15 protein-coding genes are annotated in these 26,362 nt (G+C 55.6%); all 15 read right to left on the reverse strand.

What is annotated here, in order from left to right; translation table 11 throughout:
* Window positions 1-40: 40 nt before the first annotated feature.
* The 15 genes from G6R38_RS18550 to G6R38_RS18620 all read right to left on the reverse strand — a co-directional run bounded on the left by G6R38_RS18550 (window position 41) and on the right by G6R38_RS18620 (window position 26,276).
* Window positions 41-994 (reverse strand): ABC transporter permease, encoded by a 954-nt coding sequence (locus tag G6R38_RS18550; RefSeq protein ID WP_166829598.1) that lies wholly within the window; start codon window positions 992-994, stop codon window positions 41-43.
* Between the two features lie 105 nt (window positions 995-1,099).
* Window positions 1,100-1,816: a class I SAM-dependent methyltransferase gene (locus G6R38_RS18555; protein ID WP_166829601.1), complete on the reverse strand. Its 717-nt coding sequence runs from the start codon at window positions 1,814-1,816 to the stop codon at window positions 1,100-1,102.
* Window positions 1,817-1,906: 90 nt separating this feature from the next.
* Window positions 1,907-2,878, reverse strand: coding sequence for a glycosyltransferase (locus tag G6R38_RS18560; RefSeq protein WP_166829606.1), 972 nt, complete (start codon window positions 2,876-2,878; stop codon window positions 1,907-1,909).
* Window positions 2,879-2,922: 44 nt separating this feature from the next.
* Window positions 2,923-4,500 carry a hypothetical protein gene (locus G6R38_RS18565; RefSeq protein WP_166829609.1) on the reverse strand — a complete coding sequence of 526 codons (1,578 nt, stop codon included), beginning with the start codon at window positions 4,498-4,500 and terminating at the stop codon, window positions 2,923-2,925.
* 116 nt (window positions 4,501-4,616) lie between these two features.
* The gene (rfbC, locus tag G6R38_RS18570) at window positions 4,617-5,204 is read right to left on the reverse strand and encodes a dTDP-4-dehydrorhamnose 3,5-epimerase (RefSeq protein WP_166829612.1); all 588 of its coding nucleotides are present in this window, start codon (window positions 5,202-5,204) and stop codon (window positions 4,617-4,619) included.
* 36 nt (window positions 5,205-5,240) lie between these two features.
* A complete protein-coding gene (rfbB, locus tag G6R38_RS18575) occupies window positions 5,241-6,311 on the reverse strand; it encodes a dTDP-glucose 4,6-dehydratase (protein WP_166829615.1) in 1,071 nt (356 codons plus the stop codon).
* A 106-nt stretch (window positions 6,312-6,417) separates the two neighbouring features.
* Window positions 6,418-7,404: a dTDP-4-dehydrorhamnose reductase gene (rfbD, locus tag G6R38_RS18580; protein WP_166829618.1), complete on the reverse strand. Its 987-nt coding sequence runs from the start codon at window positions 7,402-7,404 to the stop codon at window positions 6,418-6,420.
* A gap of 67 nt (window positions 7,405-7,471) precedes the next feature.
* A complete protein-coding gene (gene rfbA, locus G6R38_RS18585; RefSeq protein WP_166829621.1) occupies window positions 7,472-8,422 on the reverse strand; it encodes a glucose-1-phosphate thymidylyltransferase RfbA in 951 nt (316 codons plus the stop codon).
* Window positions 8,423-8,475: 53 nt separating this feature from the next.
* The gene (locus G6R38_RS18590; RefSeq protein ID WP_166829624.1) at window positions 8,476-10,371 is read right to left on the reverse strand and encodes a glycosyltransferase family 2 protein; all 1,896 of its coding nucleotides are present in this window, start codon (window positions 10,369-10,371) and stop codon (window positions 8,476-8,478) included.
* A gap of 229 nt (window positions 10,372-10,600) precedes the next feature.
* A complete protein-coding gene (locus G6R38_RS18595; RefSeq protein WP_166829628.1) occupies window positions 10,601-14,143 on the reverse strand; it encodes a hypothetical protein in 3,543 nt (1,180 codons plus the stop codon).
* Window positions 14,144-14,331: 188 nt separating this feature from the next.
* Window positions 14,332-17,208 carry a PD-(D/E)XK nuclease family protein gene (locus G6R38_RS18600; protein ID WP_206028636.1) on the reverse strand — a complete coding sequence of 959 codons (2,877 nt, stop codon included), beginning with the start codon at window positions 17,206-17,208 and terminating at the stop codon, window positions 14,332-14,334.
* An 81-nt stretch (window positions 17,209-17,289) separates the two neighbouring features.
* Window positions 17,290-20,091: a cation-translocating P-type ATPase gene (locus G6R38_RS18605; RefSeq protein ID WP_166829636.1), complete on the reverse strand. Its 2,802-nt coding sequence runs from the start codon at window positions 20,089-20,091 to the stop codon at window positions 17,290-17,292.
* A 130-nt stretch (window positions 20,092-20,221) separates the two neighbouring features.
* The gene (locus tag G6R38_RS18610; protein ID WP_166829639.1) at window positions 20,222-24,025 is read right to left on the reverse strand and encodes a hypothetical protein; all 3,804 of its coding nucleotides are present in this window, start codon (window positions 24,023-24,025) and stop codon (window positions 20,222-20,224) included.
* Window positions 24,026-24,157: 132 nt separating this feature from the next.
* Window positions 24,158-24,574 carry an acyl-CoA thioesterase gene (locus tag G6R38_RS18615; protein ID WP_166829642.1) on the reverse strand — a complete coding sequence of 139 codons (417 nt, stop codon included), beginning with the start codon at window positions 24,572-24,574 and terminating at the stop codon, window positions 24,158-24,160.
* Window positions 24,575-24,650: 76 nt separating this feature from the next.
* Window positions 24,651-26,276, reverse strand: coding sequence for an amidophosphoribosyltransferase (locus G6R38_RS18620; protein ID WP_166829645.1), 1,626 nt, complete (start codon window positions 26,274-26,276; stop codon window positions 24,651-24,653).
* Between the last annotated feature and the right edge of the window lie 86 nt (window positions 26,277-26,362).

Consider the following 26,362-nt stretch of genomic DNA (forward strand, 5'->3'; position numbering starts at 1 on the left):
TTCACGTTCTTATTCCGCTCGAACATCAACCGAAAGAGTCTTATGCTTTCTCGGCGACATGGGGCAAGAGACAGTGAAAGAACCGCCAGCCCGCGAGCAATAGAACAACCGTGATTCCACAACTGAGTAGCAGTTGGCCCGGCATTGTTAGATATCCCCGAAACAGCAAGTCTCGGTATGCGGTAATAAACGCACACATCGGATTGATCCAGTTAAGAATCAATCGTTTGCCTTCGGTGAATGTCGGGAAGAACACTGGGGTCATAAACACCCACAGATTGATCACGAGTGGGATCACACTTGTGATATCTCGCAAGACAGCATTCATCACCGAAAGAATCAAGACGATGCCAAAGCTAAACAGAAACTGCATAAACACGAGCACCGGCAAGAGGAGTGCTGTACTCGCGGGCATCACGCCGTAACCAAGGAGAACAATCGCCGTAAGTCCCACGCCGATCAGATAGTCGAAGACTGCACTTGCCATCGCCGCTAAGACGAGGACCTCGCGAGAACAGCGAAGTCGCTGCACGAGATGCGTTGAGGCAACTAGACTTTGCGATCCCCGCGTGAGGCAAGCTGCGAACATCTGCCAGGGAATCAATCCGCTAAACACGAAAACCGGATAAGGAAGGCCGGTGTCTCCAACTTTCACGACGTTGGCGGAGTTGAGGTAAATAAAGACTCCAGCCATCGCAAGCGGCGTGAGAATCGCCCAACCAAGTCCTAAGATTGACTGGCGATAACGCGATACAATCTCTCGCCGAGCCAAACGCCAAAACACCTGGCGACTCGCTCTAAGTTCTTGAAAGGCTTCCTTCCAGAACGAGAGACCGAACTCATTCACACGATCTGCAACGTTGACGAACTCGGTCAGAGAAGCCACGTCGGCTTGCGGGATTCCATCAGCTTGGACACTATCAGACCAAGGTTCTTTCTCCGCTTGCTCTGTCTGATCAACCTCGCAGACACCCGCAATCGTTTCCGTCGACATATGTGTCGTCCTCGTGGTATATAGCCGCTGACAATGCACCGCGACGGGATCAAACTCGTGAGATGAGACTAAGTTCGTCGCCTGCAAACGCGATGAACGACAGCCCTAGTTTTCTGAACTTTGAAACGAAGACCGAATTGCTCGGAGCGGCTTCTTCCAAGCATTGAGAATGCTGGACCGTTTCTCGGTGAGCTCGGGTCGCCGTCGGCAAACCATGAGGTAGAATCGTGGTTTGAGTTTGCTCGGGTCTTTGGGATGTCGAGCCGGCAGCCATCGCTCGCGAACAAGCTCAAATTTTGGTTTGATCAGTCGGTGCAATTCTTTGCGGGTAAACTCTTTGACGTGATACTTCGAGACCAATTCTTCGGTCATAAACAATGGCGTACCGATGATGAACTGACCGTTTGGCTTGAGGTATTGATCGATCACGCCAAGAAGTTCAGTGGGATCGAGAAGATGTTCGATGCAATCCATCGAATAGATCAAGTCATAACCTTTGAACTCGGTCGGCATTCGTGAATGCATATCAGCGAACACACTATGAACTAGCGTGTAGTTCTCAACTTTATGCTCATCGAGTTCCTTCCGTGCGCATTTCACGCCGTCGGGATCTCCATCGACACCAACAACATGCTGACAGAAGTTTGACATCTCATACATGTACGCGCCATCACCACAGCCAAGGTCGAGGACAACATCCGTTGCCTTCGCGGCTGCACAGCAGTGCATGACACGCAATCCGTATTCGGGATGCGTTTTGAGATGTTCCCAATGGTAAGCTCCGTGGGCACGATATTTGTTGAACTCTACCATTGCAGTCATGTTCGTTCCGATCTTTGAACGAGTGTCGAATCTTGGGGCATCAATAACGGTTCTTGCCAATTTTGCCTAGACGGAATTCGAGCACTCCGGTTAAGCAGCTTTTGACAACGGTGTTCCCTGCTTCCACGCGATGACAGACTGAAAGTACGTCTCGTATTGGGCAGCGATTGCTTCAAGCGAGTACGGATAACAGTCGGCTAAGAAACTTTCGTGTATTTCCTGCCGACGTTCATATGGCAGAATCTCTTGCAAGCAAGTTTCGAGTTGTTTCTCGTCCGTGAAGAAGCGGACGTGTCCATTGTCGACTTCACGATAGGACTGTTCATCGCTTTGAACAATTGCGGGAATTCCCGCTCCCATTAGATTCGCAAGTTTCACGTTCGACTTGTAGCGAGACGCCATCATGGATCCGTGGAGTCCACCGCGGGCGGCAAAGCCGATATCACATAGCCCAAGATGTCTCGGATTGACGACAAACTTCAGTCCGAGTTTCTCAGCAACATCGGTGACAATTTGTTCCCAAGGGCCAAGGTATTCTGCTCGCCCTTCATAGCCAATCACTTCCGCTTTCTCGCGAATTTTGATCGGTTTGGTGTTCTGCCGATAGTGGTGATAGATCGTCGTTGCGTTGGGCATGAGGTGGCCATGATCTTCCATCATTTTGCGATTCGGAAAGATCACTCCATCGACTGGCAGCCCGTCAAAGAAGCGGTGAAAGTAGTCGAGCACTCTCGAGATGGAATTGTTTTCCAGCCCGTCAAACGGTTGAATCCACGGATCGACCGGATCGTAAATCACGGCTTTGCCAATGGCGTGCGCGTGAAGCGCAAGCGGAAGATCAAAGCGTTTGATGATGCACAGAACATCATAGTCAGCCAGCCGCGACGGAGCGAAGTCCTGCTTGCCAAATGCCGCCCATTCCGGTCGCATGGATGCGATCTGATCGGCCCGCATCAGCCACGAACCGCTGGAACCGTCGCCCACGAAACACACTTTGGGCGTTGTTCCGGTGGGTGAGTGACTTGATGTCGAGTTATGGTCGGTCAAGGAAATTTGGTCCATGGTGAGTCTGATTCAAACGGGTTGAGATCTTAGGCCACAGCAAACTACCAGGAGCCATGCAAGAGTCGTCGCACGGCCCCGGCCGGGTTGCGTGCACTTCGTCCTGCAAAGGCATACGCCCTTTGTGTCAATACCACGAGCCGATTCCCTTGCGGACGTTGCGGCAAAGGGAACCGCCGTCGCGCTCGGAACAGTTCCATTTGTTCTTCGGAAAATGCGTCCAAGAGCGATTCGTTGATGTAGCCATCTTCACTGGCGTCATAAACGTCATCCACGGAAACGTCGCCTGTTGCAATCGCTCGCTGGAGTGCCGCATCCCAAGTGGGGCAGTTTCCGAGTTCCTGTTTCCAGGGTTGATGCTTCGGATCGAGAAATCGGTGAACCCGGGTATCCTTCGAGAGTTTCCCCGACGTCGGCCGCCAAGCCGATGGAATGGATTCCGCGATATCCTTCGAATCTTGAATCAACGCCAAGTTGTGAATGAGTTCGTCGGAGGTGTATCGGCCCTCGTCCAACTCACGGATGATGGCTTCAATTTTCCAGTCGGCTCGCTCGCAATTGATGACTTGCAAGCTCGATTCCCAGCCGGCTGAGTCGGATCGACGAAGCACCGCAACTTGGCAGTCCTCCATCGCGAGCTGCGCAAGTTCGCTGACATCATTTCGGACCAACATATCGGCCTGCACGAAAAGTGCTTGGCCCTGGTAGCCGGTCATTTCTGGCACGAAGAATCGAGTCAAAGCGCGAGGATCGCGTGGCCAACATTGTGGATTCCGCACTCGTGGCAGCGGTGGATTCTTGAGAACCGTCACGGCGACCGTCGTTGTTGCATGATCTCGAATCTGGCGAGCCAACACCGAAGCGGCCAGTTCTTGCGATTCATCCGCATTGATAAAAACCCGAAACGGTTGTGTAAGCGGTGTGCATGTCAGGCTGAGATTGGCCAGATGTTTCCGACGATGATCGCGTTGTTTTCGCTGCCGTTGTGGGTCGGTCACCAACGAATGCGATTCGTGGAATGGACGGAAGTCGTCATGGAGATCCGCTGTTTCATCGCAACCAAGTGTTTCTAACGTGGTCGCGCCAAGTTTTGCCAGGAGTTCGCAGGCGATTCGTTCGTCGAGGGCCGGTCGATGTTTGTCGAAGCCGCTCGAACACGCCTCCAAACCCGAACGGTCGAAACCAACGACTCGCCCATCGTCTGCAAGCGTTTGCAATGCTGGTACCACACGGACGAGTTCATCGAGCGTGATGGTCCCCGGGCGACCGTGCACGTATGGTTCCGTCGGCATCAGAAGTGTGCCGACGTCTTTCAGATCGGACGCGGAACAACAATCGATGGTTTCCGCATCGAGTACGATGGCAAAGTCGACCGGCGTATGGCGAAAAACGTGATTGAGCCCAACCGTCGTTCGTTGCGACAGATCGACGTTGTTCATCTCGGCAAACGTGGGACCTTCACCGATCAGCAACCAGCCATTTGGTTGACGATTGAGTTGTTGAGACCAATCACAGAATTCGATCACAGGTGACACTCCGGTGTCCAATCCATTGAGACGGTGTTTCCGGATCGGTAACCGATCGAGAATGTTGAGGCGACACTGCCGACGCAATGTTGCCACACGTCGGCTTCCGACATTCTCTTTTCGTCACAATCGCTACCATCCAACCAGATGAATCCGGAAAAAATCTTCCGCGTCCGGAGAGCCCGGTAGGCTCTCCGTGCCAGACCGGCTTTTCAGGCTGCATTCCGATAGGACGCATCCGGCTCGGTTAGTTGAAAGGTGAGCCGTTCGAGCGGCACATCCTTCAGTCGAGGGGCGTCTTTGTCTTTGTCGGAAAGTGCTGGCTCGTCGACGGGCCAGTCGATCCCCAAATCGGGATCGTTCCAGAGAATGCTGCCTTCAGCCTGCGGATCGTAGAAGTCCGTGCATTTGTAGACGAACAACGCCATCTCGCTGGTCACGCAGAATCCGTGTGCGAAGCCAGGCGGAACGTAGAATTGTCGTTTGTTCTCGGCGGAAAGCGTGACGCCGACCCATTCGCCAAAAGTCTTCGAACCGGCTCGTACGTCGACGGCCACATCGTAGACTTCGCCTTCCAGAACCGAAACCAGTTTGCCTTGGGTGTTGGGATTCTGGTAATGCAAACCACGGAGAATGCCTCGCCGAGAGTACGAGAGATTGTCCTGCACGAAGCTGGCATTCAAGCCGGATTCCTGATACCGCTTGGCGTTCCACGTTTCCATGAAAAAACCGCGATGATCGCCGAACACCTTCGGTTCGATGATGACCACACCATCGAGTTTGGTTGATTTGATTTCCATTTGTGTCCTCCGTGACTGGCGTCTCGCCGAGATTGTTTACGCTGACTTCTTTTGATCGTCCAGACCGAGACGTTGACCTTCGTAGCGATCGTTCGTCACCCGTTGACACCAGGAATCGTTCGCGAGGTACCATTCCACCGTGCGTCGCAAACCGGTTTCAAAGGTTTCGCTGGGGGTCACGCCGAGTTCGCGTTCGATCTTGTTGCAATCGATGGCGTAGCGGAAATCGTGTCCGGGTCGGTCGGTCACGAAGGTAATGAGATTCTTGTGCGGTGCGTATTCGGATGCCGGTAGCAGCTCGTCGAGCAAGTTGCAGATCGCTTCGACAACTTGCAAGTTCGTTCGCTCGTTGCGTCCACCGATGTTATAGGTTTCCCCGACGACACCTTTCTCGACGACCGTAACCAAGGCTCGTGCGTGATCGTCAACGAACAACCAGTCTCGCACGTTCTCGCCGGTTCCGTAGATCGGCAGCGGTTTCCCGGCGATGGCATTGCGAATGATCACCGGGATCAGTTTTTCCGGATATTGGAACGGACCGTAGTTGTTCGAGCAGTTCGTCACAATCGTTGGCAAACCGAACGTGTGTTCCCAGGCACGCACGAGATGGTCCGAAGAGGCCTTACTCGCCGAGTAAGGCGAACTTGGATCGTACGGTGTTGTTTCCAGGAAGAATCCGTCGTCGCCCAGCGAACCATAGACTTCATCGGTCGAGATGTGATGGAAACGGAAGGCGGATTTTTGGTCTTCCGGCAGCGTGTTCCAATAGGTCCGAGCGGCTTCGAGCATGTTGTAGGTTCCGACGATGTTCGTTTGAATGAACTCGGCGGGACCGTCAATCGAGCGATCCACATGCGACTCGGCCGCCAAGTGCATGACCGCATCCGGGCGATGCGTTTCGAACAACTGATTGATCTTCGGCGCATCACAAATGTTGACTTGCTCGAAGGTGTAACGTGGATCGTCGGCGATCATTTCCAAGGTCGAGAGATGACCGGCATAGGTCAGGCAATCGACATTGACGACCTCATGGTCCGTATTGCTGATCAGGTGGCGAATAACCGCAGAACCAATGAACCCGGCTCCGCCGGTGACGAGAATCTTCATGTCTCACATCCTTGTATGATCGCTGTGTCGTGAGTTGAGTCGGTTTAGGAAAGTATCGAAAGGCGGTTGAAGTTCAAATTTCCAGTCACTCGGATTTGCACAAGGTCTAGGCAACTTTGCAATCGGCCTTGGTGGCCGTTGGTAGTGTGGATCGCAAGTTCGCGAAGGTGGCTCGAAGCGCGGATTGCCAACTCGGACCAACAATGCCGAAGGTTTCTGTCAGCTTTGAGCAATCGAGCCGAGAGTTCAGCGGACGCGTCGCCGGTGTGGGATAGTCGGCTGTGGGAATCGCTTTCACGTTGCGAATGGACAGCGGCACATCGGCGTTGTTGGCAAGTTCAAAGATCTCGCTTGCGAACTCATGCCAACTGGTCGTTCCGTCACACGCGAAGTGATAGGTCCCACCGACACGGTTCAAGAACGATGCAAAATCTCCATTCGCCTGGGCGAGAACTTGCCCTGTGGCTTCGGCGATTGCACGAGCGGATGTCGGGGCACCGATTTGATCGGCCACGATCGAAAGTTCCGGACGCTCCAGCCCCAATCGCAACATCGTTTTGACAAAGTTGTTGCCATGGACGCCGTAGACCCAGCTCACACGCAGTAACAAATGGTCAACGCCGACTGATCGCAACGCTTCCTCGCCAGCCAGTTTGCTCGCACCGTATGCCCCCAGCGGTCCGGTGGGAGCATCTTCGCAGAACGGTTGATCGCCTGCGCCGTTGAAAACATAATCGGTCGAATAGTGTACCACGCCTGCGCCGATTTTCTTGGCGGCTTCAGCGATCACGGCGACGGCGTCCGCGTTGATCCAATTCGCCATTTCCGTGTCGGATTCGGCTCGATCAACCGCCGTATAAGCGGCCGCGTTGACGATGAGTTGCGGTTGAACGTCGTTCACGCATGCACGGATGGCGTTGGCATCGGTCAAGTCGAGCGGTCGGCATTCCGCCACCACGAGTGAAAACCCGGTCCGTGTGGTTGCCGTCACGTCACCAAGCGTGGAAAGCGTTTGAGCCAATTCCCAACCGACTTGGCCGTTCGCACCAATCAGCAGAATCCGCGGGCGACTTTCCGAGGAAATTGAACTCATACTCTGTACCACTTTCGCAATGTTACTACGACGAATCTCGTAATCTCTGTGTGACCCGAAATGATGACTATGCGGCCTCGGGAATTGTCTTGGGCTGTGTTCGTTGCGACGAACCCTCGACGCGGATCATGTCGATCAGATAGCGACCGTACTCGTTTTTCTTCATCGGGTCCGCGAGCTTCAACACGTCTTCGTCGGTGATGAGTCCCATTCGCCAAGCGATTTCCTCAGGACAGGCGATCTTCAACCCCTGCCGTGATTCCAACACCGCCACGAATTGCGACGCTTCCATCAACGACTCGTGTGTGCCGGTGTCCAACCACGCACTCCCACGACCGAGTGTTTCGACGAACAACCGTTTCTGTTCCAAGTAGATGCGGTTGATATCGGTAATTTCCAATTCACCACGTGCGGATGGCTTCAGATTCTTCGCCATCTCGACCACATCGTTGTCATAGAAGTACAGCCCGGTGACAGCCCAATTCGATTTTGGTTGAGCCGGTTTCTCTTCGATTTCGAGCGCTCGTTTGTCGTCATCAAGCACCACAACCCCATACCGTTCGGGATCGTGCACGTGGTAAGCGAACACACTGGCACCATCCTCGACAGACGCCGCATTCCGCAGCGTTGCGGTGAGTTGATGTCCGTAGAAAATGTTGTCCCCTAACACTAGACACGTTGGATCGTTACCGACGAAATCCTCACCGATGATGAAGGCTTGTGCCAGCCCTTCCGGCTTGGGTTGTTCGGCGTATTGCAAATTGATGCCCCATTGCGAACCGTCCCCGAGCATCTTCTGAAACAACGGCAAATCGTGTGGAGTGCTGATGACGAGGATGTCTTCAATGCCCGCGAGCATCAGTGTGCTCAGCGGGTAGTAGATCATCGGTTTGTCATAAATTGGCAGCAATTGCTTGCTGATGACTTGCGTAATGGGGTACAGCCGCGTGCCCGATCCGCCGGCGAGAATGATGCCTTTGCGTCGGCTCGTGGAACACGATTGAGAGGTCTGTGGCATGGGTGTGATCTCCGTCCTTGGCGGTTCGGTTTTTCGTGACGAGTTGGCGATTGTCAAGCCGCCTGTTCCAATTCCGTCTGTGTCTGTGGCTGCGTTGTGGTTTGAAACCGATCGATCCAACACGCAAGTTGTTCGATGGTGTTTTGTTCGTCCGTCCGGCGGAAACGTGGCGTCGTTGCCAAACATTCCAATGCCGGATGGAAATACGGATCGCGGTCGATGCCTCGTTTCACCAGGAAGTCGACAAAAAGTTCGAGGTCTTCCAGACTATCACCCAGCGGCCGCGTGGCTGATTCGTGATGCACCAACGTGGCGTGCGGTGTATATAGATTCCGATACCCTTGCTGCCAAATCTTCAAGCATAACGTAACATCGCTGTAGGTCATGCGGAATTCTTCATCCATCCCACCGACATCCCAGAACAACTGAGTGCGAATCAATTGACAGGCCCCAGTGACGGCGGACACGTTGCGAAGCGATTCCGAATCCCCGAGCGGACTTGGTGTTCCTGGCGGGACATTCGAAAACAGATGACCCGCAACACTGGTGAGTCCCAATGCCAATCCTGCATGTTGAATCTTGCCGGTCGGAAACAGCAGTCGGGCTCCGACCACACCGATTTCCGGTCGCTCGCCCCACCGAACCAGCTCGGTGAGCCAATCGGGATCGACGACTTCGATGTCATTGTTCAAGAACAGCAAGTACTCGCCGGTGGCCGCTTTGGCTCCGATGTTGCATGCCACCGAATAATTGAACGGCTGATCAAAATTGACCAACCGCACGCGATCATCACCGTTCAACGATTCATACAACGCGAGCACGTCTTCATCCGTGCTGCCGTTGTCCACGAGAATGATTTCCAGCGAGGGATACGCGGTTTGGTTGAGCAATCCATCGAGACACGTCGAGATCAGCGAGAATCGGTCTCTCGTCGGAATGACGACGGAAACCGTTTTCAATGAATCCACCGGCCACGTGACTCGCAACCGTCGATTCGGTTGACGTTCAACCTGACCGTTGATGCCTCGACGTACTAGAGTCTTCGCCATGCAGTCTTCGGCGTTCTCCCGCGATTCTGTTTCCGGGCAGCGGTGGTAGAGAATCTGAGGAATGTGACAAACGCGGCTGGCCCGTTCCGCCGCCAAGAGCAGCGTTTCCCAACTCGATGTCGGCTTGTCATCGCAGGTTCGCAGGAATTCGGATCGGACGAAGACGGTGTTGCCGATGTCGTTGGCTTCGAGCAGATTCTCCGGCGACCAATCGGGCAACAGTGTGGGAAAACACCGCTGACCCGTTGGAGTCCAAACGTCGTGATCGCCGTAAAGCACGTCGATTTCCGAATCCTCGTCGAGTTGGTCCGCAACGGCAAACAATGCCCACGGCGGCAACCGATCCCCGAGATTCAACTTCGCGACAAACGCACCCTTCGGATGGCCAATCCAATCGGCTTCGTTCGTGGCAATCACGCGAATTTGGGATTCGTCGTTTGCCAGATCAAGAATTTCCGCGGATGGACGATCCGAGACGATAATCCATTCCCAGTTGGAATAGGTTTGTCGTGCCAAGCTATCCGCTGTGAGTTTCAAGTATTGTTGCAGATTCTTGAGGGGAAGGCCATCCGCGACTGTGGTCCACACAGAAAACAGCGGACCGTTAACCTGTTGTGACCACAGGGTTTGCCGTTGAAGTTCAACAGCATTCGGTTCAAACGCGTTTCGCCACGCACGGTAATTTGCCGACGGGCGAGCTTGGCGGTATTGGCGTTGCAGACGACGAGCAAACCGCCCAACAACCGCCTGGATTCCTTCCTCACGCAGATAATGCGAGGCTTTTCCGAATGCGTACGCGAACCTGCGGGCCAATCCACGGACGTTCATCCGCTGCCCAAGTCGCTTTAGTGATGATGCCCGGCGACTGGAAGTTCCAGCGACCGTTGGAATCATCCACATCCGAAAGCCCTCCGTGTGGTCGAAAGCATCGGCCCATCCTAGACCGACTCGCGCGGAGTATAGCCCTCATTTTCGGAGTGTGTCAATAAGTTTCCGCGAACCGCCTGAATCGCCGGGTTTTTCAGGCGGAAACGTGCAAAGGCGTTTTGCGATGCGTAGCGTCGGTCGATAGGGTTTTCCCTATGAAGACACAGCGTCTACCCCAAACACGGAAAGACTGTGACATGGTCTAGTTGAGATTCGACACCGGAATCGCCGGAAGCAAACGTACGTCGCTCGGGAAGAGTGCCGGACCGGCTTTCGAGTCTTGTTCCGCATCCCAAGCCGCGACCCAATCGTCCCATCGAATCGCGTTCTCTGCAAAGATGGCTTGCGGAGCCTCCATTGCGGGCATGGCGTGCTCTTTGGCGAGTGTTCGGGGACGGGGCCGCATAGTTGGACGTTGCGACATCTCATATCGGACTTCGTCCCGATAATCACCGCTGGGCCAAACGACGAGTCCGCGATCGGTCATGTCGTACGGTGGCATTCCGCCGGCAAAGCAACTTTGCAACTGCTCGCGGACGATATCCACACCGGCCATTTTGTAAAACCCGGCAAACGCCAGCCACAACGATTTCTGTTCCGCTTCGTCCAAAGACGTCGTCCAACCAGGGCGAAGTGTGCCCGCCATCAAGTAACTCGACTGCTCCTGAAACGCCACAACCAATGACAGGTCAGAGAGTTGCGGACACAAGAGTTCCACGCAGATACTGTTGGAAGCGACCCGAATCTGTCCGGTACGGATTTCCAAATGCTGAATCGCTTGGCTTTCGGAGAGCAGCTGGATCAATTCGCGATCGACGAAATGTCGAATCTCCACAACCACATGGTGCAATTTTTCGTGATAACGCACACGGTTCCGGACACGGCGTTCGGGGTTGTGGTGGCGTTCGGCGTGTCGAAGTTTGCGGAAGATTTTTGGAATGGTTCCGGAGTGGAAACCGGGTTTCATCAAGCGAATCATGGATTCCCCATGACTACCGACAACCACAGGGCTCAGACGACGCGAACGGTTCGCCGTATACAAACGCCAGTTTTCTTTGCACTCCCAGACAAGGAAGCCGAACACACCAGGAATCAAAAACACCACGCCCGCCGCGATTGCATTAGCCGTGCTGATGTCATCCACGAGGGGGGCAATGATCGAAGCCAACGGGCTGAGAGTCGTTTTGGGATCGCTCGTAAACCCAAGTGGCAGAATGATTTTGTGCGAGACCGTGACGACAGGAAAGTGTTTGATCGGGTTGACTTGTGGCTCGACGAGCAGGTTGATCACAAACCGCAACACGAATGCAACCCCCGCCCACATCAGAGCGGCGACCCCTTTGATCCACATCGTCAACGAGTTTTCACCGCTCTTGAACCGAAGCCATTCATCGACCGCATACAGGATTCGCTCAACCGTCTCCAAAACACGTTTGAAGAAGTTCATGATCGATTCAAACAACGCCACGAACACGTGCGCTCGGACCCGCCGCCAGGTATCGTGTGCCCGTTCGGTCGCCAACTCTTCGAAATCGCGACCAGCCCGACTGTTCAGGGCCACGGTCAGCACGGCAAACAATAACGCGGCCCAGCCGATGTGCATGCGTTCGAGCGGTGTGATGATCGGGAACATCAACCAGACGACGCCCGTGATAATCAGCGGGTAGAACACCCACTCACGGAACATCTTCGCCACACGACTTTTAAACAAAAATCGCAGCGAACTCACACGCCAGACCCATCGCGGAAATTCCACCACGCCGATCCGCAGAATTCGCCAAACCGCTCGCAATACGTCGACGACGACGGCACGGAATTTCGGAATGTGGATCAGCCCCATCAGAAAGAAGCCCATCACCACAATTCCGGTCCAGAAACCGACTGGGTGATGATGCAAATCGAACCAGGACAGCAAGTGCGTCGGGTGTTCGCTCAGTTCGGCCCCCTCGACCGGAACCGCGTGGGTATCCACACCGGCGACTTTGTCGAATAGGTGCTTCATTCCTTCCAGAATGATCAAGCCCCCGCCGAACGGAATCGCAACGTACTTGGTGAGAAACCGTCCCGGTGGCGTGCCGAACGCGAGCGAACTCACCTTCTGCAAACCGCGAAGGTAAATCTCACCGCGACGGTACACACCATCGAGCAATTCGTTCAATCGGCGATCCGCTTGCAGCAGCCAATCGCCTTGCCAAAGTTCTTTGGGGCCAGAGAGATCCGGCATTTTCAGGTTGTTGCGTGAAAGGGCATCACGCAGCATACTCATGTTGAGAAAGCCGTGATGAACAACTTTGTCGAGCAGTTCGTTGATCAACTTCTTGCGCGAGATTCGTTCCGGGAGATTCCGCGGACAAATTCCGACATCATCCAAGGCTTGCGTCACAAGTGGACCGAGTCGGTCGCGAAGTTGGATCTCCGCCGATTCCGTCGCTTCGTGCAATAACTCGGACAGTTTTTCCCGTTCTTCCCGGGGCAAACGGACCGAAGCCAATCGACTGGTCGCTTGCCGCAAGTGCTTCGACATCAACACTTCCCGTTGATTGGGAAGCGTGCGTCGAACGGGTTTCTTGCCCAGGGAAAACATCCACGAGACTAAATCGACCTTCGAGACTTGTCTCTCGTGGTCGATGCAGACTTTTTGCAAATCGTGGAGAACCCGTTTGTCGGCGTTCCAAAATCCGCTGGTCGCATTCGTCGCGAGTGCGGTGAGGATTTCCCGCCAAGCGTCCGCTTCGTGATCGCCAAACCCCAATGCGTTTTGTAATCGGGCAGCGAGTTGGTCGAGTTCCCGCTTTGCCCCCAACGACGCCTCTCCGACGGACTCTCGTCGTCCGTGTCGAGCCGCCCGCAATCGCAACAACGCTGCCTTCGCGGAGTTCCCACGATCGGCTGCCCGGTTCGCCTTCGTCACGAAACGGTTGTAGGCTCGGCTATTCTGTTCGCCATTGGCGGCAAACTCCGCAGCGGAACGCGTTAACCGTTCTTGGGTTGTGACTTTCGGCTCGAACGACAACGGGGGAGCGGCGTCGTCACGCATCCGAGGCGTTGTCCGATTAGAAAGCTGTTCGCCCGGTTGCGGTGCACCTTCCGGACGTGTGGATTCCAACCAATGTTGAACGTCAACATCCTCCGCGAAGATGGCTTCCACCCGGTCCCAGTCGTCTAAACAGGGAAACCACGCCGAGAGCCATTGTGGACGGAAATACTTCAGTTCCAGAAACACCGCGGCGGCTTCGGTGTAGATGTGCATGGGGTCTTCGGGTCGCAACAGGAAATCTTCCTGGCGGACGACCGCGTGCATTTCGTCGTATTCAACCTGCCCAATCCGATCGATGCGTTCACGCACCATGTTCGCCGTCAGTTGCCCACTCTGGATTTTCTCGGCGATGGTGGCATCGATCCGCGAATGGAACAGCAAACTCCAGGACCGCAGCAACAAATCGGAAAGCGTCAACGTGGCCAACCGTTCGTCGCCGGGTTGCGCAATCAGAATGGCCGGCGAACGGACTCGGCTACTCCGATCAAGCCCTAACTCGTCCCGTTGCACGACTTCCAAGAGGGTGTCGGCGTCGATGACGTAGCTTTTTCGATGCGGAATCCGCATGCCCAATCCGGTGAGTTCGTACTCTGCCCGGATCACGCGTCGCACCACACGCGATTCGACCAGAAACGCCGACGGATCGGCAGCGTGAATCGCTTCCGCAGCTTTACGGATCAGTAGTTCTTTGGCATCAGTCTTTGGCACGGATGATCGCCCTCGGCGCAACCGGAATCGGAACACAGGCCCCCTCGTTACCGAAATCGGTCCGACTTGAATCCATGTCGATCAAAATCGGCGATTCCCCCCAAGTTTTTGCGGCATTACGGTCAAGTTAACCAATTTCGCCGATCATGCCTAACAGGAACCACGAATCTGGACAAAATTTCGAGACGTCACGACGACAACATTTCCATGGTCGCCGCATCCTCCGTGGTCGTCCCGTAAATCCCATCCTGACAGATCGCCGCAAACTCGCGGAAATACTGAACGTCCTCACGTGGCGGCCAGAAGTTTTCTCGGCGAATATTGCGAATCACATCCGCCGCGACTTCATCGGCTTCCGCCAACTCATCCGGCGTCCAATCCGCCAAATGCATTCCGGTTTTCGCGAGTTCGCGTGGCAACAGAACATAACCGACTTGGAACGCATCGACATCCGGCAAACCATCCACCGCCCGAATTAGTTGGCGATAAAGAGGAAGCTGGAGATCGACCCATTCCTCTTTCTTCTTACGGTGTTTTTTCTCCGGCGGATCACCGGCATCTCCGGTTTTATAGTCAAGAATGGCAACTTCCAGCCCATTTTCGGTTTCGCGGATGTCAATGCGGTCGATCCGTCCCCGCAGATACATCGGCTCGCCATCGACTTCCAGAAAGGAATCGGCACTGTCGATCTTCTGTTCCGCCGCAAACACCCGCCAACCGTCCGCCCGCCATTGCGCCTGCCGTTCCGCGAATACACGCAATCGTTCGCGGGCTTGCTCGACTTGAATTCGCACCGCCGGCAACGGTTCGGTTCCAAATGTGCCGGTGGCCATCTCATCGAGTTTCTGGTTGAAGAAGTCTTCAATCGTTTCGACCGAGGACGAATCCCGAACGTCTTTCTGACGACCGAACTCCTCGAGAACATCGTGAATCAAGTCGCCGAACGCACTTGGTGGCATTTCCAGGCTCGTTGTTTCGCGAGTCTTCAAGGAGAGCCGTTGCTTGAGGTAATACCGATACGGGCACTTCAGGTAATCCGCGAATTCCGTGACCCGCATGGACACAATAGGTTTCGGCAACCGCACCGGACGCGGCGGTTCAAAGACGGTTCTCGGCCCGGCCTGTGGGCTGCCTGCAATGCGAGCGGTTGCCAGCGAGGTGCGTGGTGGGTCGAACAATTGTTTCACCCGGCCGGGCAGTTCCTCATCGGGACACGCCAACAACAGTCGACTCGGTACGAGCGGGTCATTCTCGGCGGAGCGGCGGCCAGCGATCAGTCGGACTTCCGGCGTACTGGCGAGAATCGCCATCAGTGTGTACGCATCACGGGCATAACGGCGGTCGTTGTCTTCCAGACTCAGCGAGCGACGAAGCTCATTCGGCAAGAACATATCCGCATTCCGCGAATTCGGTACGATGCCTTCATTCATGCCGGTCAGAATGGCGACGGGCGAATCATCCAAACGGACATCCAGCCAACCAATCAAGTCGACGGAATCCGCGGTCGATTCCTCGAACAATCGAGCCCGTTCAAACGCTCGCTGCACCAGTCGCACCGCTTCCGCCCCGGTGACCAATGGGGCAAGCAACTCCGGCAAACGGGCCAACTCCATCAACGCCGCTTTCAATTGCTCGATGGAATCGAGGATCGTGCGATCGTTCGGTGACTCGGAGTCGAACGAATTGGACCGATACACTTGGGTCACGCACCGATAAATCGTGTCTGCCCATTCGTGTAACGGTTTCTCCGCATCGCCGAGCGGTTCGAGCCATTCACGCACCGATCGAAACGCTTGGCTCAGCCCATCGGGCGGTGTGCCGTCACGACGCGGGCGTGCCGACCCGGAAAGCAGTTCCCGCCCCAGCGTTTGCGGTAGTCGTTGGTTGTAATAATCATCGAGTTCACTGAGCCAATCGCCCTCGATGCCCTGTTGACGCAACCAGCGTTCGACATCGGGATGCCGAACCAAATTCGCGAACGTGCGGAACGTTTGCCGTTCGAGATGGCTCGCCATCGCCCGAAACAATCGCCCCGTCGGATTTCGGCGAATCGGGGAGCCGGATTCGAGACGCGTTTCGAGATCACACTCTTTGAGCCGCTGCCGAATGTAAGGCACGATGCGTTCATCCGGGACGGCAACGGCAACGTCATCGACGCGGAACCGATCTTCGAACTCCGAAAGCGTTTGAATCACCGCCATTGCTTGCTCGGACGGACCGTTCACGATCGTCGTCCGCCCCGCAATGCCGTCGATCTTCGCGTGCTGCCACCGTTCGGGAATGACACAGCCGAACTCATCGAAATCGTTTGTCTGTGTCGGTGACGCAAAGACCCATGCTTGAACTTGGTCGGCCACCTGTTTCAACACGGCGCGTTGCATCGCGTTCATGTCGGCCACGCCAATGAGGATCAGCGGACCGGTCGCGACGAATTCCCGATGCTCAATCGCGAACAGCCGGGCGGTTTGCTTGTCCCACAGCTTGAGCCCGTCGAGAATTCGCAGATATCGCTGTTGAATATCGGAAAGAATCCGCCAACGTCCGGCCTCACGGAGACTGCCAATCGCTTCCAATCGTTGTTGCACGTGACCGAAGTCAAGAACCTCGGCGGCAAGTTCACGATGGATCTCGGCAATCATGTCGGCCAATGCCAACCATCCACCGCGATCGTCTAAACTCGGCAACCGACGAGCAATTTGCGAGAGGTCTTCTTCCGGCGATTCTCGCAACGCTTGCAGCCAAGCGAACTCCTGCGTGACGGCATTCGCGAACGGCAACTTCGCTTCATACAGCAGCTCCGGCAACTCGCCCGGCGTGATGATCTTTCCCGGCTCGAAGATGACGCGTTCCGCTTCGCAGCGTTCGACCAACACCTCCAACAATCGACGAGCCGCCCGACCACCGGGAACAACGAGCACCACGTTTCGTAACGACAGCAAATCGCCATCACGGAATTGGTGCAGCAACCATTCGGCGGCCTTCGGAAGTGCTGGCCCGGACCAATCAAGAAATTCGCGGGTGATTGCCATGTCTGTTTGCCAACTGCGGTCAGGTAAAATGCGCATGCCGTTGCATGAGCATGATTGGATGTTCGAATTTCATCAGCTCGTACGCACCCCGAGCGGTCGGCATGCCAAATGAGTCAATCATTGCGGTACGGGACTGTTCTTCCGTATCCACCATTTTTGGACTTCTACCGCCCAAAAGACAAGGGTACTGATCGCCAGACAGATCAATAAGTCTTGCAAGTTGAGTGCTGTGGTGCGGAAGACGTTTTGCAGGAACGGCACATAGATCACACCGAGTTGCAACGCGAACGTCAACGAAACCGCCGCAAGCATTAGCTTGTTCGAGAACAGTCCTTGTTGGAACAGCGACTCTTTGTGCGATCGCACCGCGAGCACATGCCCCATTTGCGAGAATGTCAGCACGGTAAACACGATTGTTCGCCAATGCCGATTCGCCGCCCCGTCAGACGGATCGGGTGGTCCGTCGGCGAGCCAGTACACAATCCCCGTACCGAGGGAAACCGCCCCCATCAGCAGCCCGACCCACAAAATGTGCGACGCCATCCCACGACCGAAGAAGTTTTCGTTCGGTGGGTACGGCGGACGATTCATCGTTTCCCGTTCGGCGGGCTCGACGGCGAGAGCCAAACCGGGCAGGCCATCGGTCACGAGGTTGATCCACAAAATTTGCAGCGGCAGCAATGGCAACGGTATGTCCCCCACCACCCCCCAACCGATGACCGCCAGAATCGCCGGAATCAACATCACCCAGATTTCGCCGGAGTTGCTCGTCATCGTGTACATGATGAATTTGCGGATGTTGTCGTAGACGATCCGGCCTTCCTCGACGGCACCGACGATGGTTGCGAAGTTGTCGTCGGTCAGCACCATTTCGGAGGCTTCCTTGGAAACATCCGTTCCGGTGATGCCCATGGCCACGCCGATCTCGGCCCGCTTGAGGGCAGGGGCGTCGTTCACGCCGTCACCGGTCATCGCCACCACTTCGCCTTGCTTCTGCAGGCTTTGAACAATTCGCAGCTTATGTTCGGGAGCCACACGGGCAAAGACAGAAACATCTTGAACGACTGCATCGAGTTCGTTCTCCGGCATCTTCGCCATTTCGCTGCCAGTCACGACGCGATCGTTGTCGCTGATGCCAAGTTCCTTCGCGATATGCCGAGCGGTCAACGGGTGATCGCCGGTAATCATCACTGGCCGAATGCCCGCCGTCTTACAGCGATGAACCGCGTCCCGCACTTCCGGTCGAGCCGGGTCGACGATCGCCGTCAGACCGACAAAAATCAAATCGCTCTCCCAATCCGCTGACGGAGAATCGGCTGACTCATCGGACTTCAGCGGCCGAAACGCCATCCCAAGGACACGCATCCCGTTGCTCGCGAGATCGGCATTCGCCCCGTCGATTCGCGATCGCCAGGACTCATCGAGGGTTTCAATCTCACCATTGTTCCAGACCCGCGAAGACACATCGAGCAAACTATCGACCGCTCCCTTGACGAAAATGACATGCTGTGAGTCTCCCGACATTGCCGAGCGAAGTTCCTTGACGAACGCCGAAGTTTCTTCAGAGTCGGTGTCACTGGCATCAACCGCGTGAACGGTCGCCATGCGTTTGCGGTCGGATTCGAATGGGATTTCCCCCTGACGCGGTAACCGTTCTTCCAACGCGTTCTTATCAAGACCGGCCTGCGTCGCGGCGAAAACGAGAGCCGTCTCGGTCGGGTCACCGACCGACTGGGGTTCGTCGTCATCAGCTTCCGATTTCTCCGTGTGGAGTGAAGCATCGTTGCACAGCGTAGCCACACCGAGAATCAGCGAGATTTCTGGATTCGTCTCGACGCGTCCGGTGAGATTGACGTCACGATTGTCGATCGTAATCCGATCGCCAGCGGCTTCGATTGCGGTGACAGTCATGCGGTTCTCAGTCAGCGTGCCGGTTTTGTCGGAACAAATAACCGTGACCGACCCCAGCGTTTCGACGGCAGGAAGTTTGCGGATCAACGCATGTCGCCGCAGCATTTTGCGAGCACCGAGTGCGAGCGCCACCGTCGCAACCGCCGGCAACCCTTCAGGAACAGCGGCCACCGCCATCGCCATCCCGGTCAGCAACATTGTTTTCCAGTCTTGCTGATCAAGCAATCCTAACACCACGACAACCGCGACAATCCCAATCGCCGCAATCGCCAAACCTTTGCCGAGTTCTCCCAAACGACGTTGAAGTGGGGTTTCCTCGGCCTCGACAGTTTGCAGCATGTCGGCGATGTTGCCGAGTTCGGTGTTCATGCCGGTTTCGGTGATCATCAACGAACCGCGTCCGTAAGTGATCTGGGTGCCCATGAACCCGAGATTGCGTCGATCGCCAATCGCCAAATCGTCCTCGGAGATGGCGGAATCCGATTTCTCGACCGGCTCGGATTCCCCCGTCAAAGCCGCTTCCTGAGCCCGCAACGATTGAGCTTCGATCAACCGCCCATCGGCGGGCACGACATTCCCGGCTTCCAACAACACGAGATCGCCCGGCACCAATTCAAGGGCGGAGATTTCCTGCACTCGTCCCGACCGTCGCACCCGCACGTGAGGAACCGTCATCTGTTTCAGAGCAGCCATCGCCTGTTCGGCGCGGTAATCCTGAATGAACCCCAACACCGCGTTCAACACGACGATCAACAGAATGACAATCGCATCTTGATATTCATGCAGCAGCACCGAAACGGCAGCGGCGATGATCAGCAAAATCACCATCGGCCCGGAGATCTGTTCCCACACGATCTTCCACGGCCCGCGTCCGGCAGCTTCGATCAACTCGTTCGGACCGTGCTTGGCTTGCAGCGACTCGACTTGCTCAGTCGACAAACCATTTTCCAAATCCGACGAGAGCTTGCGAGCGACTTCGTCCGGAGATTGCTGATACCAATGAGACAATGCGACGGCTCCGTACCGGGGGATTTCGAGGATGGAGAATTGAAGATAAGTATCGCAATCCCTGATTGCCACTCAATCGGGGACTTACAAAAAGTCTTTCTTCATTTCCCAATCCCGGAGCCGAATGAAACTAGTCGTTCAAACGCTCGCGTCGCTTGGCGATGCCCTGCAAGTATTCCTCGTAAAGATTGCGAATGGCCGCTGGTGCATCGGCGGGTGGGGCACTGATGATCTCACGATCGGCCCGATTGCGAACCGCGGACCCCCGTCGCCGGACCGTTTCGGATTGGCCCTTCGGTTTGATTTGCTTCAACCATTCCTCATATTGCCGTCGTTGGGCTTGCGACTGTGGCGAGTTCTCGCTGGGGTTCTGACGTTGTTTCATGCGATCAAGAAACTTAGCCGCATCTTGATCGGTCCAACCCATTTTTTCGAGCCAATCTTCGTCAACCTGCCCGCGTTTCAAATCGTCTTCCAACTTCTTAAGCACAAAGTCGGCGGCTTGCTTGCTGTCCTCTAGGTTGGGTTGTTCAGCGGTTCCGGATCCTTGCCCGGCGTTATTGGGAACCTCGTCACTTTTCTGATCATTCCGACCTTGCGGACCGCCATTGCCCGTTTGCGGCCCTTTCGGATCCTGATCGGTTCCCGTTTCGGAGGCTCCGTTCGACTGATCACCATCCGGCCGATCGCTGCCGGTCGGTGCATTTCCTGGTTTTTGATCTTGGTTGGCATCCGATGGTTTCGAAGGTTCGCCTGACTTCGGATCGGTCTGCGGGGCTTCGCCGCCGTTGTTCATCGGTTGTTCGGAATCGCTTTCCGATCCCGATTCCCCTTCGGTCGGTTTGCCCATGCCATCGGTGGGTTGCTCCTCATCGGTCGTACGCTCTGACGAACCTTTCCCAGTTTCGTCGCTGGCTTCGCCGCCGTTTGGCTTTTCGCTAGTGTCCTTATCACCCGGCGTATCGGATTTGTCACCAGGGCCGGTTTCTTTGCTGCCCGGTTGTCCTTCCTGATTCTGTTTGCTGCTGCCTTTTTCACCGCCTTCGGGGCGATCGGATTTTTGATTCTTCGGCGGTTCATCGCCTTTCAATTCATCTTCACCGGCATCAGCGTCACCTTCGCGTTCGGCAGGCCGTTCGGAATCGTCGGTGTCACCATTTCGTGGGCGATCCGCGCTATCCATGGAGTCCTGCTTGTCGCCAGGTTCGCCTTTCGCCGCATCGGTATCGGCTGGTTTCGAATCCGGATTGCCTTCGCGTCCGTCAGGATCGCGATCGGTTTTCCGGCCGTTCTCGCCAGGTTCCTGATCTGTGGAAGTCGGTTTGCGTTCACCGCCAGGATTCGGTTCTTGATCCGTCGGTTTCTCTTCGCCCGTCCCATCGCCCATGGCATCCGAACTCGGCTTTTCTTCGGTGTTCGGGTCGCCGGTCATGTCTTCGGATTCGGTTGAATCACCATCGACCGGTTGATCGGCGGTATCCGTTGGCTTGGGTTTGCCATCGTCCGGAACTCGATCGCCATCGGTTACATCGCCAGGCTTCTTGTTCTCCGTGGATGGTTTTGCCTTCGTGCCGTCATTGCCATCCGGCATGTTGCCGGGATCATCCTGAGCTTCGCTACTCTCATTGCCGCCCGGTGTGGAATTGTCGCCGGACGGTTTGTTCGACGAGTCGGGATTGTTTGCACCATTCGGTTTATCCGACTTTGGTTTGGATTCATCATCGCCCGCGTCGGAAGCTTCACTCGGTTGGTTTTCGGAGTTGGGTTGTTGATTCTCGTTGGGTTGGTCGGAGTTGTTGCCATCTTTCGGCTGCTGATCTTCCGATGACTCGCCCGGCTGATTTTCCGAGTCGGGCATTCCGGAATCGGACGGTTGCTTATTGTCACCGGACGGCTGTTCGTCCGATTCGTTTGGCTTTTGATCCGGATTCTGCGGGTCGGGCTCTTCGGTACCGTCCTGCTTTTGTTCCTGTTGTTCACGGAACCGTTCGACGAGCTCTTTCAGAGCTTCGCCGTCTTCGGAACCGTCATTGGCAACGGACTCGTCTTGCGACTCCCCGCCTTCACCACCTTCGGAAGGTTCCCCCTTCTCGCCGGGTTGGCCGTCGGATTGGTTTTCCTCGGAGTCTTCACCGTCTTCGTTGGCGTTCTCGTCGGGTTGGGGTGGGTCTTTATCGGTGAGTTCGGAATCTTGCTGCTCACCCGGTTGTGGTTCGGAATTTTGATCCGGATCATCGGATTGCTTGGGATCGTTTTGGGGAGTCCCTTCGTCGCGGCGTCGATCTTCTTCGAGTTGTTTTTCGACTTCCTCCGCGTCCACAGGCTCGGTAATGACCACCACCCGCTTCTCAGAATTCTTGCGACCAGGGCGGAGTGTGTTGTTGTCGCGGGCTTCGATCCACCAAGTGATTCGATCTCCGGGTTTGACCGACCATCCGGGACCTTCGCCGATTCTCCACTCGTAACCGGCGGTGACGGCTTTTTCGAACCCTTCGAACACCACCCGATGCACACGCGGCTGTTCGTCGTTCTTCTGTTTCCAAAGCGTGGCCAAGTGGACGGCGAAGTCGTCGCGAGCGGTAAACCGCAGGGGCAAAATGGCATTAGCGGGGCGTTCGAGGACCGGATCTCGCGGTCGGATGACACGAATCTCCGGCCGCTCATCGGGGCGAACGGCGATGTCATACCGCGTCGGTGACGGATCGCGTTCGTCCCGGTCGTTGCGAACGTCGATGTGGTAATGCGTCGGAAACACGCCATCGTCGGCAATCGACAGCATCCAACGGCCTTGGAATTCCCGACGATCTTTGCCAACCGCTCGCAACGGAACATTTTCCGCACCGAAATCAGTACCGTTATCGTCGGAAAACGTCACGACCGCAGATTGCAACGGCATGTTCGCCGTGACGCGAATGGTCACGGTCGTGCCTTCGTAATCGTCGATATTCCCTGTGGATTGCGTTTCTGCGGGATGTTTCATGTACTCGGGGTGACTTCGGCGAATTTCTGTCACTTGAGCACTCGGCGGTTGATGCACCGCAACCGTGTACTCCGGCGAACGGGCATCACCCGCAACGATGCGGTACGTCAGCGACTGCTGAATCCCCGCACCGTTCACACCGAGGATATCACCTACAAACCGCCCCGGCATGGTTTCGTCAGTACGCAGCGGAATCACTTCATCGACGAAAGCCCGATCGGACGTCGTATAAACCAATTCGACCGCGTCGGGAGTCTCGCCCGAAATCTCAACCTCAATCGGCAACCGGGTCCCGGGAACGACTTCGGCATCTCCTGGCAGAACCGATTTGATGACCGTTTCGGTCGGAGCGGCGATGTCGGAGGTCGGAAGAATCGCCCGCCACACAGAACTGGAAACCGGTTTCGGCGTGAACAGAGAATACAGCAGAAACACCACAATCAGCACACAAAACGCGTAAACGCTGATCATCAATGGTCGGCGGTCGATGGCGGTTTCCACATCGGTACGGGCCATGGATTCGGCGGCACGACGTTGGAGAGACATCTGAATGTCCGACGGCAGTTCGCGACCGTCATCTTGCAAATCGACCAAGTTCAGCAGCGTGCTCTTGAGTTCCGGCTGCGTGCGTTCGATCTGCTTCGCGGCGAACAACCGATTCACCCGATACAGGTACGGAACCGCCACTTTCCATCCGAGCCAGCCCAAGCTGACGATCCCAAAGACAACCGCCATCGCAATTCGAGCGGTCGGACCGATCCCGTCCTGAACGACCCAGTGATCGAGAATCACGAACAACAACAGCCAAACCATCACGCCAACCGCGAACATCATCACGGCGGTGAGGATATCGGTCGTTCGGATTCCGTCACGGGCTTTCTGCAGTTGCAGGTCGACATACTCGTCAAAATCGACGTACTTCTGCGATTTCGGGGGCTCGATTACGCTGGCCATGGGGCTTCCTGACGCATTTCAGACCGGCTGTGAGTTCGGCAACGACGCGACGTCACCGCACTCCATTATACAGCACATGACGCAAGGAGGCACCCAGAGGTTCCGGATTCTCGAAGACAGACGACGTCTGACCTACCGATCGACGAGCAATTCGTAGTTGTCGAGTACGTCGGAGAGTTTGAGGATCTTTCCGTCACGGTCGACACAAGCGAGGACGGTTTTGCCAGTGGTCAGGAGGGTATCGCCCCGATAGAACTTGTATTCGTGTTCCATGCGGGCGAGTGTGAGACTGGTGAGCTTGGTGTTCAGACGCAACACGTCATCGTAGCGTGCCGGAACTCGGTATCGGCATTGGACATCCGCGATAACAAGGTACTGCCCGCGTTCTTCCATTTCCCGATAGTTGCCGCCCTGAGCCCGAAACAATTCCGTACGACCCATTTCAAAAAACACGAAGTATCGCGAGTGATGCAAAAACCCCATTGGGTCGGTTTCGCTGTACCGAATGCGGATTTCCAGATCAATTTCACGTAAACCGGGGTCGGCCATTTCACAATCTCATTAGAAAATCATCGACAAACTTTGCGACCGTCTTCCGGTCCGCTGAGACCATTTCCAGTCTGGTCTAAGACGTGTGCGACGGGACACAAGCGACGTCCGTCGGTGCGGAATCGTATGCTCGTCCGTTCTCGGGGCGGCCTTGCTCTCGCTGATCCAACGCGATTTGATAGAGCTGTTGACCGGCGTCGGTGGGGTATCGGCAATCGATACAGGCTTGGCAGAGGTCACTTTCCGCCATGCCAATGGATCGTTTGATGGCATCAACCGGTAGATATCGCAGGCTGTCCGCCCCGATGGTCTCCGCCATTTGCTCTTCGATCTCGGGCGTTAACTTCATGCCTTCCATGAACTTCGGTGCGAACAACTCACCGATGGTGGACATGTCGATCCCATAGAAACATGGCGAGATAATCGGCGGACACGCCACCCGCACATGCACTTCTTTGGCCCGGCCTCGCTCTTTGAGTTGCCGAACCAGAGCTTTCATGGTGGTCGAGCGAACAATCGTGTCCTCGACGAGCAGCACCCGTTTGCCTTCCAGCACCTCTTTCAACGGCGTGTACTTCATGCGGACTTTGTCGGCTCGGTTTGCCCCATCAATGAACGTCCGTCCCACATAACGATTCCGGATCAGCCCTTCCAAAGACGGAACATTCAAGCAGTACGCCATACTGTCGGCAGCGGCTTTCGCGGTATCAGGGACCGGAACAACGATGGTATCGCGATCCGTTTGAATCGTTTCCTGCTCGGCCAATTCTTCACCGAGTCGTTTCCGCGTGACGTAAACGCTTCGGTCATCAAGAGTACTGGCGACGTTCGCAAAGTAGATCCATTCAAAGAAGCAATGAGCCTTGCGGGGGCTTTCGGCGAACCGACGAATGTTCAATTCACCATTTTCGATGATGACCGCCTCGCCAGGTGCGAGACTATGAATGTTTTCTTCTTTAAACCCCAAGTGTGCCAATGCGACACTTTCACTTGCGGCGGCAAACAACGGTCCTTCCACGGCATAACACAATGGACGCATGCCAAGCGGATCACGTGCCACAAACATGCGACCGTCGGCACTCAGGAAGACAATGTTGTATGCACCATCCAACCGACGACTAATGCTCTTGAGCACATCTTCCAGCGAGATATCCCGATCTTCCGAGAATTCTCGGGCGATCATGTGCATGATGATTTCGGTATCGGTGTCGCGAGCGAGATGGAAGTTCGGATCCGCGAGGACTTCGTCTCGCAATTGCGGATAGTTCGCCAGTTGCCCATTGAACGCGAAACTGAACCACTTCGGTTTCTCGATGTGTTCGCGTTCAAACGGTTGGGCGTTGCTGCGGTCGTCGAGTCCGCAGGTTGCATACCGTGTGTGCCCGATCGCCGCCGGACCCAGGTATTTGTCCATCAATTCGCGGGACCGCTCCGGTTGGTTGAGGTGGAACACCTCGGTCACCGTGCCGACATCTTTGTGCGTCGAGAGCAGACGGCCCTCTTCCGGATGGAACCGTGTGATTCCAGCCGCAAGTTGTCCGCGGTTTTGAATATCAAGTAGCATCTGCACCATCAACCGCGATGCGTCGTCAATTTTGCCGCTGGGAATTAGCGGACTGACGGTTTCGCTCGTCTCCGAGTTCGAAGACTGAGGAAGATGGTACACCGCGGCAATGCCGCACTCGTGGAACAATTCCGCCATTTTGGTTGGATGTCCGTCGTGGAGGGGGGCGAGAGGCAGCGATTCGGTTGAGTGGCTCAACTTCCTCTATCCTAACGACAGACGAA

Origin of the sequence: Thalassoroseus pseudoceratinae, from assembly GCF_011634775.1 — a bacterium.
In the GTDB taxonomy this organism is placed as follows: Bacteria; Planctomycetota; Planctomycetia; order Planctomycetales; family Planctomycetaceae; genus Thalassoroseus; species Thalassoroseus pseudoceratinae.